This is a genomic window from Gilliamella sp. LMG 34360, assembly GCF_984568995.1.
Genome location: NZ_OZ474900.1, coordinates 1,666,910 through 1,682,511, shown reverse-complemented (window position 1 = coordinate 1,682,511; position 15,602 = coordinate 1,666,910). Strand labels below are relative to the sequence as shown.

14 protein-coding genes and 1 pseudogene are annotated in these 15,602 nt (G+C 35.7%); 6 read left to right on the top strand and 9 right to left on the bottom strand.

Annotation, left to right across the window (positions count from 1 at the left end; genetic code table 11):
* Positions 1 to 261 precede the first annotated feature (261 nt).
* From AC5LW9_RS07600 to AC5LW9_RS07575, 6 genes are all read left to right on the top strand, one after another.
* Positions 262 to 1,107, top strand: coding sequence for a MurR/RpiR family transcriptional regulator (locus AC5LW9_RS07600; RefSeq protein WP_086327565.1), 846 nt, complete (start codon positions 262 to 264; stop codon positions 1,105 to 1,107).
* Between the two features lie 304 nt (positions 1,108 to 1,411).
* Positions 1,412 to 1,843, top strand: coding sequence for a PTS sugar transporter subunit IIA (locus AC5LW9_RS07595; protein ID WP_493455567.1), 432 nt, complete (start codon positions 1,412 to 1,414; stop codon positions 1,841 to 1,843).
* Positions 1,844 to 1,853: 10 nt separating this feature from the next.
* Positions 1,854 to 2,327, top strand: coding sequence for a PTS sugar transporter subunit IIB (locus tag AC5LW9_RS07590; protein ID WP_198228376.1), 474 nt, complete (start codon positions 1,854 to 1,856; stop codon positions 2,325 to 2,327).
* A 41-nt stretch (positions 2,328 to 2,368) separates the two neighbouring features.
* The gene (locus AC5LW9_RS07585; RefSeq protein ID WP_198228378.1) at positions 2,369 to 3,172 is read left to right on the top strand and encodes a PTS mannose/fructose/sorbose/N-acetylgalactosamine transporter subunit IIC; all 804 of its coding nucleotides are present in this window, start codon (positions 2,369 to 2,371) and stop codon (positions 3,170 to 3,172) included.
* Positions 3,169 to 3,984, top strand: a complete 816-nt coding sequence (locus tag AC5LW9_RS07580; protein WP_493455566.1) for a PTS system mannose/fructose/sorbose family transporter subunit IID — start codon at positions 3,169 to 3,171, stop codon at positions 3,982 to 3,984. The genes AC5LW9_RS07585 and AC5LW9_RS07580 overlap by 4 nt, the downstream gene beginning before the upstream one ends.
* Positions 3,985 to 3,998: 14 nt before the next feature.
* Positions 3,999 to 5,063 carry a tyrosine-protein phosphatase gene (locus tag AC5LW9_RS07575; protein WP_493455565.1) on the top strand — a complete coding sequence of 355 codons (1,065 nt, stop codon included), beginning with the start codon at positions 3,999 to 4,001 and terminating at the stop codon, positions 5,061 to 5,063.
* Positions 5,064 to 5,131: 68 nt separating this feature from the next.
* Here AC5LW9_RS07575 and AC5LW9_RS07570 read toward each other — a convergent pair.
* The 9 genes and pseudogenes from AC5LW9_RS07570 to uvrA form a co-directional block, all read right to left on the bottom strand.
* Positions 5,132 to 5,233: pseudogene (locus tag AC5LW9_RS07570) on the bottom strand (IS3 family transposase); the annotation flags it as partial.
* 8 nt (positions 5,234 to 5,241) lie between these two features.
* The gene (gene ydiJ, locus AC5LW9_RS07565; RefSeq protein WP_493455564.1) at positions 5,242 to 8,304 is read right to left on the bottom strand and encodes a D-2-hydroxyglutarate dehydrogenase YdiJ; all 3,063 of its coding nucleotides are present in this window, start codon (positions 8,302 to 8,304) and stop codon (positions 5,242 to 5,244) included.
* A gap of 118 nt (positions 8,305 to 8,422) precedes the next feature.
* Positions 8,423 to 9,034, bottom strand: coding sequence for a hypothetical protein (locus tag AC5LW9_RS07560; protein WP_493455563.1), 612 nt, complete (start codon positions 9,032 to 9,034; stop codon positions 8,423 to 8,425).
* 82 nt (positions 9,035 to 9,116) lie between these two features.
* Positions 9,117 to 9,545, bottom strand: a complete 429-nt coding sequence (locus AC5LW9_RS07555) for a DUF4878 domain-containing protein (RefSeq protein WP_144091445.1) — start codon at positions 9,543 to 9,545, stop codon at positions 9,117 to 9,119.
* Between the two features lie 137 nt (positions 9,546 to 9,682).
* Positions 9,683 to 10,390, bottom strand: coding sequence for a tRNA pseudouridine(65) synthase TruC (gene truC / locus AC5LW9_RS07550; RefSeq protein ID WP_086308554.1), 708 nt, complete (start codon positions 10,388 to 10,390; stop codon positions 9,683 to 9,685).
* 10 nt (positions 10,391 to 10,400) lie between these two features.
* Positions 10,401 to 11,219, bottom strand: coding sequence for a pyridoxal phosphatase (locus AC5LW9_RS07545; RefSeq protein WP_086326812.1), 819 nt, complete (start codon positions 11,217 to 11,219; stop codon positions 10,401 to 10,403).
* Positions 11,220 to 11,312: 93 nt separating this feature from the next.
* Positions 11,313 to 11,918: a recombination mediator RecR gene (gene recR / locus AC5LW9_RS07540; RefSeq protein ID WP_086326811.1), complete on the bottom strand. Its 606-nt coding sequence runs from the start codon at positions 11,916 to 11,918 to the stop codon at positions 11,313 to 11,315.
* 173 nt (positions 11,919 to 12,091) lie between these two features.
* Entirely contained in the window at positions 12,092 to 12,697 is a 606-nt protein-coding gene (gene plsY, locus AC5LW9_RS07535) for a glycerol-3-phosphate 1-O-acyltransferase PlsY (protein ID WP_216355782.1), read from the bottom strand.
* A gap of 50 nt (positions 12,698 to 12,747) precedes the next feature.
* A complete protein-coding gene (uvrA, locus tag AC5LW9_RS07530) occupies positions 12,748 to 15,579 on the bottom strand; it encodes an excinuclease ABC subunit UvrA (protein WP_198228470.1) in 2,832 nt (943 codons plus the stop codon).
* Between the last annotated feature and the right edge of the window lie 23 nt (positions 15,580 to 15,602).

The following is a 15,602-nucleotide window of genomic DNA, read 5'->3' as shown; positions in this document are numbered from 1 at the left end:
TTCAAAATAACACATCGTTAATATCCACTTCCCTTTAAGTTATCGTTTAGTTTACCTATTCAAAATTAATAATAAATCGAATAAATCTTAGATAAGTACTTAATTAATTCTGTTATTTTAACTATCATTAGTTTAAATAATTGTTTAAATAATTGAATTAAGATTAATGATTGCTTTCTTTGTGTGCAATTTAAAATATTTTTCAATTTTTGAACTTATTTACTATACTGACGTTCAGGTATTTCAATTTCGAGGTGAGCTATGATTAATTTGAAACTCAGGGAAGTAAAAAATGACCTGTCGGTAAAAGAATTAGAGGTTGCGCAGTACATTATAAGCCATTCTCAAGCAGTAAAAAATATGAGTATTCAAACATTAGCTAAGCTCAATTGTGTCAGTACCAGTACTATTTTAAGGTTATGCAATAAACTCGGTTACAGTGGATTTAGCGACTTTAAAGTTGATCTTATTTCATCATCACCACAAAAATTAAGTACGGACATCTTACAAGATGACATTAATCTTAATGATACCTTGCAAGATGTGAATAGAAAAGTTCAGGCTATGGAAAAATCCTCTATCGATGATACCCATTCAATTGTCAACCTTAACGCATTGGATAATGCCATTGATTTGATTATAGCGAGTAACAAGATCGTTATTTTTGGAGTGGGCAGTAGCGGTTTAGTTGGAAAAGAGTTGGAGTATCAGCTCATTAAAATTAAAAAAGATGTTAACTGCCATTTTGATTCGCATATCAGTCGAAGTATTGTTAGTACGCTCGGTAAAAATGATTTGATCATTATTATTTCACATTCAGGTGAAACACCAGAATGTGTGGAGCTATTAAAACTTGCCGAAAGTTTAAAAGTGCCCTCTATTGCAATCACAAAAATGGGGCAAAGTCAGATATCTTTATTAGCAAACATTGTGTTACATACTACCTCGATGGAGCATGCTTCACGACTGATTCCAATTCGTTCTAAAATTTCGCAAATATCGGTTATGAATATGTTACTGACCAATTTATTCATCCGAAAATATGATGAACATTTGCTTGAGCAGACTCAAAGTCGCGAAAAACGTAAATATCCCCATCATAAATAATGTCTCAAAGGATATTTTCATAATTTTTATTAAAGATATATTAATGATTTTTACTCATTAGTCTTTAATGTTATCGTATTTTTCTTGTCACTAAATTGTTTAAACCATTCATATTATGAATACAATATTATGTTATTTAATGACTTTTTAAATTAAACATGATCCAGTTCACAAATTCCTAAAAATCTTAAAAAAAAAGATGACTTAATTTGCACTTAGATGTAATTTTATTACTAAATAATTTTTAATTTAAAGTAACATTATTACATTTAGTGATAATCTAGTTTGATAAAGGAAATTGAAAATGGAACGACAATTACCCATTATTTTAGCCAGTCATGGGCCTTTTGCTCAAGGTGCGCTTGAGTGTGCCCAAATGCTTATAGGACAACAACAAGATATCAAAGTAATATCCGTTTTAGTTGATAGTAATATCGATAATCTACGCCAACAGATGTCTGAAAGTTATCAGAGTCTGAATAAAGGTGACGGTGTCATTATTCTCGTTGATATTATGGGCGGTACACCGTGTAATCTTGCCGGTGAATTATTAATACAATATGGTGATGTATTGCTATTTAGTGGGTTTAATATTCCTGTATTGCTTGAAGTTTTAAATAATAGAGAAGGATCACTTAACGACGTTAAAGCTGCCATTGAAGAAGTTTTTCCGCAAAGCTGTGTTGACGTTGCACAAGTACTAAATTCTCAACGTGAACAATCTACTGATTTGTAAGGAGAACAATATGCCAATTAATGTAGCTAGAATTGACGATCGTCTTATTCATGGACAAGTTATCACCACTTGGGTAAAAAATTATAATATTGAGCAAGTCCTAGTAATTAACGATAAAGTTGCCAACGATAAAGTTCAACAATCAGTATTAACCATGTCTGCCCCACCAGAATTAAAAGTCTTAGTATTTGGCGTTCAACAATTTATTGAAATCCTCAAAAAAACACCTATCAAAAAACGCACAATGTTGTTATTTACCAACAGTATTGATGTCGATGCGCTGGTATCAGGAGGACTAGAGATTGAAAAACTCAACGTTGGAGGAATGCGCATGCAAGAAGGACGTCATCAATTATCACGGGCTGTTTCTGTCACGCCTGAAGAAGAACAAGCATTCAAAAATCTGATTGAAAAAAATGTGATTGTTGAGGTTCAAATGGTTCCCAAAGATCCCGTTGTTTTACTCAAAACACTGATTAATTAGTCTTAATTAACTATTTATTAATTATATTTGGAGGTTAACCTATGTTAACACAGGCTATTCTTGTCGCCATTTGGGCGGGAATCTGTTCATTAGATGATGTTGGTCCACAAATGCTACGACGACCATTATTAACAGGAACGATAGCTGGCATTATTATGGGCGATCTGGTTCAAGGACTTGCAATCAGTGCCACTCTTGAACTTATGTGGATGGGTATTGGTAATGTGGGAGCCTATTCCGCACCTGATATTGTTGCAGGTTCAATAATTGGTGTTTCGCTCGGCATTGCTACTCAAGGTGGAATTGCTGCGGGTGTCGCATTAGCACTTCCTGTTTCAATACTTTGCCAGCAGTTATTAATTGTTTGGCGATCTTTTGCTTGTTTTCTAAATCCATTGGCAGAAAAAAGTATTCAAAATGGTAGTTATAAGGGACTGGTCAAAGTTCATTACTTTTCTACACCGGTTTGGTTCCTGATTCGTGCTGTACCTTGTTTCTTAGCAATCTATTTTGGTAGTGATTTAATCAAAACCATTTTAGATGCGATTCCGAAAGATATCATTACAGGTATGGGCGTTGCGTCAAAATTAATTCCTGCTGTGGGTATCTGTATTTTATTACTCATGCTCTTAAAAGGCACCATGTGGTTTTTCTTTCTACTTGGTTTTGTACTAACCAGTTATCTTGATTTGCCAATTATCCCAATTACTTTCATTGCACTAGCGTTTGCGGTTTTATATGACATGGCGTTTATGGCTGGTAAAAAGAATGAAAATTCAAGTAGTAACACAGAGAATAAATCTACAGTAAATAATAGTGTAGTTGAAGAGGAGTATGATCTATGAATAACGAAAAGAAAATTACCAAAAAGGATCTCAATAGTGTCTTTTGGCGTATACAAACCATACCTTTTTCTTTTAATTATGAAAAATTACAAACCATCGGTTTTGCACATTGCATGATCCCCATTTTAGATCGACTTTATAAAGATGCGGATGAAGAGACGCGCATCCGTGCAATGAAACGTCACTTTGAATTTTTTAATACCCAAGTTAACGCTGGTGCATTGATATTAGGTGTTACAGCTGCAATGGAAGAAAAAACCACAGAAGAAGAAAAAGATGCGGTAATTTCGTTAAAAGCGGGGTTGATGGGACCTTTTGCCGGATTGGGCGATAGCTTATTAAAATTCACTTGGATGCCAATTTGTGGCAGTATCGGCGCGGCTTTTGCTTTACAAGGTAATGTGATTGGACCGATATTGATGTTCTTTGTTTATAATTTAGTCAATATACTGAGCAAATATTTCTTTGTTCATTATGGCTACAATAAAGGGGTTGATCTTATTGAACAATCTAAAAATTCAAATATTATTCAGAGAATTAGCAATTTAGCCAATGTGGTGGGGGTTATGGTGCTCGGCTCCCTCATAGCCACGACCGTTAAAGTTTCAACGCCCCTGTTAATAGAAGTTGGTGAACAGTCAATCAAAGTACAAGATATGTTTGATAAAGTCATGCCGAATTTATTAACTATTCTTTTTGCTTTAGGTGTGTTTTATTTAGTCAAAAAATTCCAAGGAAAATACACTGTTTCACTAATTATAGCGGTAATGGTGATTGGAGTAATTCTTTCAATGTTGGGTATACTAAATTAATTAGGTAAATAACGATGGAAAAACAAAATAAAGAAGCTGTATCAGCGGTGCGTAATAATCAAGGACAGATTGTCATATCATTTGATTCATTAGATCAACAATCCGTTGATCTTTATTGGACTCAAGAGGCTAATGCTCATACCCAAACTAAAACATTGATTGGCAAAAATGTACAAAGTCCGGTGATTTTTGATGATCCGTTACAAGCTAAAAAACGTATTTATTTCATTTTAGAAAAGGAAGGCAAATCACCCTTAATATTTGGTGAAAGAACGTTACCAATAACAGGTTTGAATAATTTCCGAGATTTTGGTGGTTATGTTGCTGCTAACGGTAAACGTGTAAAATGGGGACAATTATACCGTTCCAATCACCTTCATGGTTTAAAACCCGATGCACAACAATATATTACTGCATTAAATATTAAAACAATTATTGATTATCGCAGTGCTAACGAAATTAAAACTAGTCCTAATTCATCCATTGGGGAAAAACAGACATTTCATTTAGATGCATCAGCTCAAACGGCGGAACTTGCAGCTCAATTTGCAGCCGACCCAAGCAATGAAGATCAAGCATTGATTGAAAGTGTACTAAGAGATATCCCTCGAGAATTAGTTAATGGCGATGGCATACAAGTGCTTGAACAATATCGTAACTTTGTGTTAAGTGAAAAATCTAAAAATGCCTATCGACAAATGTTAAAAGCCGTTTTAGATGCCGACAACAGCCCAAGTCTTCAACATTGTCGTGGAGGTAAAGATAGAACAGGATATGGTGTATTATTGATTCAAATTATGTTAGGCGTATCTGAATCCGATATTATTTATGATTATATGCTGACTCATGATAATCGTTTAGAGCGAAATAAAATCAAAATGGCTGCCTATCGTAAGATTACCGATGATGAAGATGTACTCGGTTATTTATTGAGTTTAATCGATACCCGCGTCAGTTTTATGATGGAAATTCTTGATACAATGAAAAAAGTGGCCGGCTCACCAGCAAATTACATTAAGCAAGAGTTAGGTTTTACAGATCAAGATTTTAAAACCATGCAAAATCTTTATTTAGAATAATAGGTTATTGCCATCATTCTTTTAAAAGCACAAATAATGAAGTGACCCCATAAAGTTGGACACTTTTATTAAGCGGCTTGTAAGGCCTGATTTCGATATTCAACCGGAGTCAGGCCTTTTAATTTGGCTTTAATCCGTTTGGTGTTGTAGTATTCTATATATTCTTCTATTTTTTCAATCAATTCATCTGCATCATGGTGAGTAATGCTTGGATCGGATGCTTCATAATAAACTTATCAAATCGTTTAACCTGACTACGGCACGAGTACCCTGTTGTCAAACAACGTTCTTTAGGATAGCTGGTCAATGCTTGTTGCCAAGATAATTCATATAACTGTTTTGATGCTGTAAGATTATTAACTTCATGTCCATAAGTGCCCGCCATACCACAACACCCTACTCGGATTGGTCGTAAATCAGTACCAAACTGTTTAAAAATCTGTTGCCACTGTTGATTACTGGCGGGTAATTGTGTCGTTTCGCTACAATGCCCTAGCAAATACCATTTTTCTCTATCGGTTGTTTTTAATTGTGTGCTGTTTGGCAAGTGGTCAGCAATATTAGTTAACCATTCATGTGAAAGCAATACTTTAAAATCACTGACTTTATCTTGAAGTATAAGTCTATATTCATCTCGATAGCAAAGTACCAAAGCAGGATCTACACCAACCATGGGGATACCCAATTGAGCAATTTGTGATAATAGTTGTGCAGCTGTTTGCGCCGTCTTGGCGAATTGTTTTAAAAAACCTTTTATATGTTGAGCTTTACCGTTGGGGACAAATGGTAAAACGACGGGTTTATATCCTAACGTTTCGATCAGGCAGACAAAATCATAGACCACTTTTGCATCATAATAGCTCGTAAATGGATCTTGAACGACAAGTACATACTTAGCGCGCTCCTCTTGTGAAAATTTCTGTAGTTGTTCAAGTTTGATATTTGCAGTGTTATGACCAATCAATTGTTTTTTTAATGTTGGCACAGACAACATAGGTAAACTGGCCATACCCACGGTTTTATTAGTCACATATTCTGTAACGGGCATCTTCATAAAAAAATTAAAAAAGCGTGGTGCTTTTGCCATTAAAGGCAGGTATGACTCAATATTTCCCACCAAGTAATCGCGCACAGGTCTTAAATAACGGGTGTGATATAACTGTAAAAAACGCGCTTTGAAATCAGGTACATCGATCTTAATCGGACATTGTATTGAACACGCTTTACATGACAAACAATGATTCATTGAATCTTTTACATCATGTGAAAAGTCATATTCTCCAAATTTTGCTTTAACGGTGTTGGCTATTTTTTTAGCAAATGCAACTAACGAACTGTGTTTTGTTGTTAATAACGAATTAAGTTCTTGTTCTGTCATACCTAATTTAACCATTAAACGTAGCCATTCGCGCACTAAGGTTGCTCGGCCTTTTGGCGAATAAACTCGATTACCTGATAACTTCATCGATGGACACATGGGACTATTCACATCAAAATTGAAACAGAGACCATTACCATTACATTCTGTTGCTCCGTGAAAAACTTCTTTAACACTTAATGGAATTTGGCGATCATAAAAGCCCCGTGTGGTAGAATCGACGGTTAACATGCCCTCATCAACACCTAAAGGTGGGCAAATTTTTCCTGGATTTAAACGATTATGGGGATCAAAAGCAGTTTTAATTGTTCTTAAACCTTGATATAACTCTTCACCAAAAAAAGCAGGACTGTATTCACTACGAAACCCTTTACCATGTTCACCCCATAGTAATCCGCCATATTTAGCAGTTAAAGCGACAACTTGATCAGAAATAGTTTTCATCAGTTTTTCTTGTTCAGGAACGCACATATCCAGAGCTGGGCGAACATGCAATACTCCTGAATCAACATGGCCAAACATACCATAAGACAAATGATGACTATCAAGCAAAGCACGAAATTCAGCGATATATTCCGCTAAATGCTGCGGAGGCACGCATGTATCTTCAACAAAAGGAATTGGTTTACGCATTCCTTTAGCATTACCAAGTAATCCCACCGCTTTTTTTCGCATTGCATAGATCTTCTCAATTTCATCTAAGTTTTCACATGTTTGATAACCTATGATACCTAAGGAATGATTTATCATGAGTTTGTCAATTTGCTTACTTAAGTTATCGAGTTTACCTTTAGTCAACTCATAATCATTACCTGCAAACTCAACAATATTGATACCTTGCATATCATGCCCGATAACATCGGTAATTAATTCTTTAATTGATTGCCAGATAATATCTTCTTTAGCCAGTCCTAAAACTTTTGAATCCACTGTTTCAACAGACAATGCTTCAGCATTTACTAAAAAGGGGGCATTACTTAATGCGGATTGAAAAGAGTCGTATTTAATATTCATTAAAAAACGATATTTTGGTTTGGGGATGATATTTAATTTAGCTTCGGTAATAAAGGCTAATGAACCCTCACTACCAGTAAGAATGCGTGTTAAGTCAAATTCGGTTAAATTATCATTGAAGACATTTTTCAGATCATAACCAGTTAAAAAGCGATTTAATTTTGGGAATTTATTTAAAATGAGTTGGCGATGATTTTTACAATATTCATATACCGTGCGGTAAATCATTGAATCATTAGCCAGATTCTCAACTTCTGTAATACTTTTTTTGTTTGTTTCAAGGATCTCACCATTAATTAATACGGCTTTAACGCTTAAAACATGATTGGATGTTTTTCCATAAACCATCGAGCCTTGTCCTGAGGCATCGGTATTTATCATTCCACCAATCGTAGCTCGATTACTGGTAGATAATTCGGGTGCAAAAAAGTAATCGTACTGTTTTAAATATTCATTAAGTTGATCTTTAATCACCCCTGCTTGGACTTTTACCCAACCCTCTTCAATATTGACCTCTAAAATTCGATTCATATAACGAGAAAGATCAACTACGATACCCCTATTTAAAGATTGTCCATTTGTTCCGGTACCACCCCCTCGTGGTGTAAACTTTAAAGTTTGAAAGGGGTCTTGATTGGCTAAATGCGTTATTAATTGAACATCCTCAGTTGAACGAGGAAATAATATCGCTTGTGGCATTAATTGATAAATACTGTTATCCGTTGCCATAGTCAAACACGAAGCATAATCGCTTGCTATATCACCGGTAAAGCCAGATTCTTTGAGAGCAATTAAATATGTTTTTGTAACCTCATCAAGTTGAGGCGAGTTTGATAGTCTAGGGATCATAATGAATCTAGTTAATAATAAATCTTATACTTAGTGTAATCCAAGTATCAAGCGCGGTCAAAGTTTATTCAATTAATATTCAATGAGTTGTCATGTTATTTCGCTTTTAAAAAATGCCTCAATTTAAGATTGGATAATGATAGATCCAAGTGATATCAGGATGATTGGCAAAAGCACTCGGGAATAGATAATCACCGCTAAAGAAAGGAAATTGGGTATGCTGCCATTGAACTGTAAAGTCTGGCTGGTACTTTATAATCGCGTCATACAGCAATGTTGTACAATATAAATGAGGTTCCTCGCGAGAAGCTAAAACAAAAGCTTGTCCTTGTTTAGTCAAAAGCTCATTAGCGATTTGCTGGTTTTGAATTTCAGATAAAAAATTGGGTCTTGCTATCGCATATTTTTCAGCGAGTTCTGGTGTGATAAATTCATCAAAACTTGAAATAATGACCTGATTAGGGTAATTCTCATCATCACTAGTAGTGGCATGAATAATTTTGATATCTGGGTTGATTGATACCACCATCCCAATATGGGAAAATTTACCTCCACTAAATTGATGAGCAATTAGACTATCTACTTGTACGCCTTTTCTAAAAATCCAATCTCCGACTTTGATGTTATAAGATAAATTATCATGTTGATGCGTAAATTGCTCCCTTTCATCAGCCCAAACTAAATTGAGTAATAGAATAAAAATAATAGGAATAAAACGATAAACTTTCATTAAAGTAATTTCCAAAATATAAAAGGGCAAAACTATTTTGCCCTTTTATTATCAATTATATCAATCAATATATACTATCTATTTAAATTTTAAATGCTACTAGCCATTTACCATTAACTTTTATAACAGTTGTTGCACCATGTACTTCATCTTTAGTACCATCTTTGAAATAAGTAGTAGCTAGAACTTTTGCTTCTGTTTTTTCTTCATTGGTATAGTTAACAAGAGTACATTCAATTTTATCAACCCCACCATGCTTTTTGCCAAGCTCAGCAGCTTCATCGACAGCCATTTTCATTTTGCTTTTTACCATACCTTCCATTAACATCATATCAGAAGAATTCTTCTCTTCAGGAAAGTAAAGCAAACTAGTAACTTTATCAAGATCGCCTTTATACATAGCAGACATAAATTCTTTGGCAGCGCCTTCCGGTCCATCTTCTTGCGAAGAGCATGCTGTTATCATAAGTGCTAATAAAAAAACACTAAAAAATTTCACAAATAATTTCATTTTTATTTCCAATCGTGTTGTTATAAATTCATGTAATAGCTTACTTTCTCTTCAATAGAGATATCAAAAAGAAAGCGTTAGAATAATACTATGTATAAAAATATTTGCAAGCTAACTTTTATACAAATTCAATTTTATTAAATAAATTTCAATAGGATATCTTGCCATTGCTGTTCTAAATTGGCTTCTATGACAATGGGTTTATGACTGATTGGATGGGTGATTTGTAACTTACTGGCATGCAACATCAGTCGCTTTATCGAGAAAAATTCGGCAAAAGCACGGTTTTGATGTAAATCGCCATGTTTACTGTCGCCCAAAATAGGATGGAAAATGTGTTTCATATGACGGCGTAATTGATGTTTACGGCCCGTTTTAGGTTTTAATTCAACAAAACTGTATCGAGCAGTATCAAATTTGCCCACTTTTATTGGAACTTCAATTTTACTAATTCCTCGATAAGCCGTTACTGCTTCTTGAGCGGGTTTATTGGTGTCTGCAAATTTATCCGCAATTTTGTCGAGTTCTTCCACTAATGGATAATCAATAATAGCTTCACCTTCAACATAACCTCGCACAATGGCATGATATGTTTTTTCAATTTGCTTTGTTGCAAATTGTTCAGACATTAAACGAGCAATTTCACTTGATAGTGCAAAGAGTAATACACCAGAAGTAGGCCTATCAAGCCTATGTACAGGAAACACATGTTGACCAATTTGGTCACGCAATGTTTGCATAACCACTACTGTTTCATGCTTATCTAACCAACTGCGATGCACAAGCCAACCACTTGGCTTGTTTATCGCAATTAAGTCATTATCTTGATATAGAATTTCAAACACGGCGTATTAATTATAAAAACAGTTTTTCTAGTTCTGCTGCTATACTTGGACTATTATTATCACCTATGGCATAGCTGGCTTTGGCTTTGACTTCTTCATCGGCATTACCCATCGCAATTCCTAATCCCGCAAGAGATAACATACTAATATCGTTATAGCTATCACCAAAAGCAACAATTTCGCTTAGATCGATGTTTTCAAGCGCGGCCCAATGGCTTAAACCATTACCTTTTGTATTGCCTTTTATGGCAACATCGGCACGATTAGACCAAGACCATTCACATGAAAAACATCCAAGCGCGTCAACTGCCTTTGAAAACTCTTGTAACACTGGAATGTTGTGACTACTGGTTGCAAATTTGTATACGGCTTTCGCTTCTTCAATAACCTTTTCAAAGCTCTCTACTTTGTCGATTTCAGGCTGTAAGTAATCGGGTAATGAGTGAACCCATTTAAAAAATCCTTCAAGATGATCATCAAGCACTTCATATGTCATTACTCTATCGGTATAAATTAAAGTATGGATACCATATTGATGAACTAGGTTAAGTAGCGTTTTAGCCTGCTCTTTGGTCATTGGTTTGGCTGCTAATGATTGTTGTTTTTCAAAATCATATAAATAGGTGCCGTTACAACAGATCGCTGGTGTTGATAATTGAAGTTGATAATAATAAGGATAAATAACACTATGGTGACGACCAGATACTAATATGACTTTTACCCCTTTCGAACTGATTTTTTTGATCATTTCGGCCGTTTCAGGTAACACAAGTCGGTCAGTTGTTAATAAGGTACCATCCATATCGAACGCAACAGCTTTATACTTCATATATTTCCTCTTCTATCTTTTCTATCGAACCAGCTAAACATTTTATTGATAATTATTTAGGTAATCCATAAGGTAATCTTATGGATCACCAATTTAAAATTCAATTTTTTGGCGGCCAACAAATGAGTGCGATAAAGTTGTACCATCAACCATTTCAAGCTCACCACCAACAGGTACGCCGTGGGCAATTCTTGTTGCCACAACGTTAAATTCACCACACATTTGCGCGATATAATTAGCAGTAGCATCCCCCTCAACCGTTGGATTAGTCGCTAAAATCACTTCATTAATCGCTTCTGATGCTAATTTTTTTTTCAATAAATCCAGACCGATATCGCTTGGACCAATGCCATCTAATGGTGATAGGTGACCTAACAAGACAAAATAACGTCCACTATACTGACCTGTTTGCTCAATAGCAACAATATCAGCGGGTGTTTCAACTACGCAAAGTTGTCCACTGCTTTGGCGTCGAACATTGGCACAAATTGTACAAGTTTCTTGTTCAGTAAAGGTTCGACACTCATTACAGTGACCAATATTAATCATCGCTTCATGAAGTTCATGAGCTAATTTAATACCACCTTGTCGATTGCGTTGTAATAAATGAAAAGCCATTCTTTGTGCGGATTTGGGACCAACCCCAGGTAAACAGCGAAATGCTTCCATGAGAGAGTCTAATAATGGGCTAATTTGCATGAATCTATTTTGTTACCATCTATTTTATTTAGTATTAATGATACCTTGTTTCAAAAATCTATAAAACAAGAAATACGTTATTATTTCAATTTAATTATATTTTGTTATGAAAAACCATTGAGATAAAAATGACGAAAATAAAAAACCGTTACCAATGCTGATTAACAATAATTTCAATGTTTATTTTTGCTTTTGAAAAGCCAACTTTTCGGTTCCTCCCCTTTAAAAAGTCGCATAATATTACTACTGTGGCGAATTATAATAACACAAGAGAGCATTGTAACGGGTAACGTTAATTCTGCTTTAAAAATCCAAACATACAACGGGGCAAAAAGAAATCCAACAATTGATGCAACGGATGAATAACCTGTTACGAATAATGCCAATAACCAAGTCAAAATAAAGCAGCCAGTAAAATCGAGACCTATTGGCATCATCATGCCTAATGCTGTTGCGACCCCTTTACCACCATGAAAGCCAAAAAAACAAGGGAAAATGTGCCCAAGGCATGCTGCAATGCCCACCATACCAAGGAAAAAAGGTGAAATACCGATCCGATAAGCAATATAAACAGGTATTGTACCTTTTAACATATCAAACACTAGTACAAGCATTGCTGGAAGCTTACCATTGATTCGTAACATATTGGTCGCTCCAGGATTATGTGAACCATACTCCAATGGATTGCGCAAATGCATCATTCGACTGACGATCAAAGCGCCAGAAAGTGAACCACAGAAATAAGCGATGATGATCATCAATAATGTTTGTAATATCAAAATGCTCTCCTTGGTTCACTTTTTTGTAATAACAATAACGTTGGTTTACATTATTGCTTATCAAGCAATGGTTTTAAATATTGACCTGTATACGATTTTTTCGATTTTGCGACCTCTTCTGGCGTACCTTCAGCAATGATTTCACCACCACCATTGCCCCCTTCAGGGCCTAAATCGACAATCCAGTCTGCCGTTTTAACCACATCTAAATTATGTTCAATCACTACGATAGTATTACCTTTATCGCGGAGTGAATGAAGTTGTGCAAGTAATTGTTTAACATCAGCGAAATGTAAACCTGTGGTCGGCTCATCTAAGATATACAAAGTGCTACCAGTATCGCGCTTAGATAGCTCTTTGGCAAGTTTTACTCGCTGAGCTTCACCGCCCGATAATGTTGTGGCAGATTGACCAATGGTAATATAAGCTAATCCTACATCAATCAATGTCTGCAATTTACGGGCAATCATTGGTACAGCATCGAAGAATTCACGACCTTCTTCAACCGTCATATTTAAAATTTCATTAATTGATTTGCCTTTATATTTAATTTCAAGCGTTTCACGATTATAGCGTGCACCATGACACTGATCACAAGGTACATAAATATCTGGTAAAAAGTGCATTTCAACTTTTATTAAACCATCACCTTGACAAGCTTCGCAGCGACCACCTTTTACATTAAAACTAAATCTTCCAGGATTGTAACCTCGAGCTCGGGCTTCGGGTACACCAGCATAAAGCTCACGAATAGAAGTAAAAAATCCCGTATAAGTAGCTGGGTTTGAACGAGGTGTGCGCCCAATAGGACTTTGATCAATTGCAATGACTTTATCAAAATAGTCCAACCCTTCAATAGCTTTATAAGGTGCTATGTCACTTTTTTCTGCACCATTGAGTTCATTTTGTGCCAATGGGTATAAAGTGTCATTAATTAATGTCGATTTACCTGATCCTGATACCCCAGTAATACAAGTAAAGAGTCCAACAGGAATATTTAATGTCACATCTTTAAGATTGTTACCAGTTGCACCAATGAGCGATAACATTTTTGTCTTATCGACTTTTGTACGATTTGCAGGGATTTCAATTTTTTGTTTCCCTGACAAATATTGACCCGTTAATGATGTTTTACTGGCCATAATTTGTTTAGGGGTACCTTGTGCAACGACCTCACCACCATGTACACCTGCACCTGGCCCGATATCAATAACATAATCTGCCGCTAAAATGGCTTCTTCATCGTGTTCAACGACAATAACGGTATTACCTAAATCACGTAAATGCGTTAATGTATCAATAAGTCGGGTATTATCTCGTTGATGTAAACCGATAGAAGGTTCATCAAGTACATACATCACTCCAACTAATCCCGCACCGATTTGGCTAGCTAGTCGGATACGTTGTGCTTCACCACCTGATAATGTTTCAGCAGAACGTGAAAGCGTTAAATAATTGAGCCCAACATTGATTAAAAACTGCAAACGGTCGTTGATCTCTTTTAAGATCTTTTCAGCTATTTGTGCTCGCTGTCCTGTTAATGATAACTTGTCAAAAAAGTCTTTTGCTTGTTGAGTACTTAAATCACTAATAGTTGGCAGATTAGTATCATTAATAAATACATGTCTTGCTGTTATACATAACCTTGAGCCATGACAACAAGGACAAGGACGATTACTGATATATTTAGCTAACTCTTCACGAATGGTTTGTGATTCAGTTTCTTTATAACGTCGCGCTAAATTATTAATAATGCCTTCAAATGGATGAACGCGTTTAACAACATCACCACGATCATTTGAATAGGTAAATTGAATTTCGGTTTTACCTGATCCATTTAATAGAATATCTTTCACTTTTTCAGGTAATTTTTCGTATGGTTGATCTATATCGAATTTATAGTGTTCAGCCAAGGATTTTAACATCTGAAAATAGTAAAAATTACGACGATCCCAACCTTTAATCGCACCTGCGGCTAACGAAACTTCAGGCATTTGAACGATGCGTTTGGCGTCAAAATATTGTTGTACACCAAGACCATCACATTCTGGGCAAGCTCCCGCTGGATTATTAAATGAGAATAATCGCGGCTCGAGTTCTGAAATACTGTAACCACAAATTGGACAAGCAAAATTAGCCGAAAACAGATGTTCTTCAGCTTGTGGATCATCCAAATTGGCAACTTTTACAATCCCATTAGTAATAGAAAGTACGGTTTCTATTGATTCCGCTAGGCGCAGTTTTAAATCATCACGAATACGAAAACGGTCAACGACCACTTCAATAGTATGCTTTTTTTGCAGTTCAAGTGTCGGCGGATCAGACAGATCATAGACATCACCATCAACCCTAACTCGAATATAACCACTCGCTGATAATTGTTCAAATAACTTAACAAATTCACCTTTACGCTCAGTCACAACGGGGGCTAGTAGCATATAACGGTTTTCAGCCGGTAATGCCATGATGCTATCAACCATTTGTGATACCGTTTGAGCGGCTAACGGTAAATCATGTTTCGGACAGCGTGGTTCGCCAATTCGAGCGAAAAGCAGGCGCAAATAATCATAAATTTCGGTAATTGTTCCCACTGTTGAACGAGGATTGTGCGAAGTTGATTTTTGCTCGATCGAAATCGCTGGTGATAAACCTTCAATATGATCAACATCGGGTTTTTCCATCAATGATAAAAATTGACGTGCATAAGCCGATAATGACTCAACATAACGTCGTTGCCCTTCAGCATAGAGAGTATCAAATGCTAACGAAGATTTACCTGATCCCGAAAGACCCGTTATTACAACCAGTTTATCTCTTGGAATAGTAACATTAATATTTTTTAGATTGTGCGTTCGCGCACCACGAATATCGATATCTTTGATTGACATAGATCTCTTCTTGTGTG

Bases quoted from the DNA above. Each gene is read 5' to 3' on its own strand.
- AC5LW9_RS07585 (WP_198228378.1), top strand. From the start codon at position 2,369: ATGTTAACACAGGCTATTCTTGTCGCCATTTGGGCGGGAATCTGTTCA.
- AC5LW9_RS07580 (WP_493455566.1), top strand. From the start codon at position 3,169: ATGAATAACGAAAAGAAAATTACCAAAAAGGATCTCAATAGTGTCTTT.
- AC5LW9_RS07595 (WP_493455567.1), top strand. From the start codon at position 1,412: ATGGAACGACAATTACCCATTATTTTAGCCAGTCATGGGCCTTTTGCT.
- AC5LW9_RS07560 (WP_493455563.1), bottom strand. From the start codon at position 9,034: ATGAAAGTTTATCGTTTTATTCCTATTATTTTTATTCTATTACTCAAT.
- AC5LW9_RS07590 (WP_198228376.1), top strand. From the start codon at position 1,854: ATGCCAATTAATGTAGCTAGAATTGACGATCGTCTTATTCATGGACAA.
- AC5LW9_RS07545 (WP_086326812.1), bottom strand. From the start codon at position 11,219: ATGAAGTATAAAGCTGTTGCGTTCGATATGGATGGTACCTTATTAACA.
- recR (WP_086326811.1), bottom strand. From the start codon at position 11,918: ATGCAAATTAGCCCATTATTAGACTCTCTCATGGAAGCATTTCGCTGT.
- AC5LW9_RS07600 (WP_086327565.1), top strand. From the start codon at position 262: ATGATTAATTTGAAACTCAGGGAAGTAAAAAATGACCTGTCGGTAAAA.
- AC5LW9_RS07555 (WP_144091445.1), bottom strand. From the start codon at position 9,545: ATGAAATTATTTGTGAAATTTTTTAGTGTTTTTTTATTAGCACTTATG.
- AC5LW9_RS07575 (WP_493455565.1), top strand. From the start codon at position 3,999: ATGGAAAAACAAAATAAAGAAGCTGTATCAGCGGTGCGTAATAATCAA.
- ydiJ (WP_493455564.1), bottom strand. From the start codon at position 8,304: ATGATCCCTAGACTATCAAACTCGCCTCAACTTGATGAGGTTACAAAA.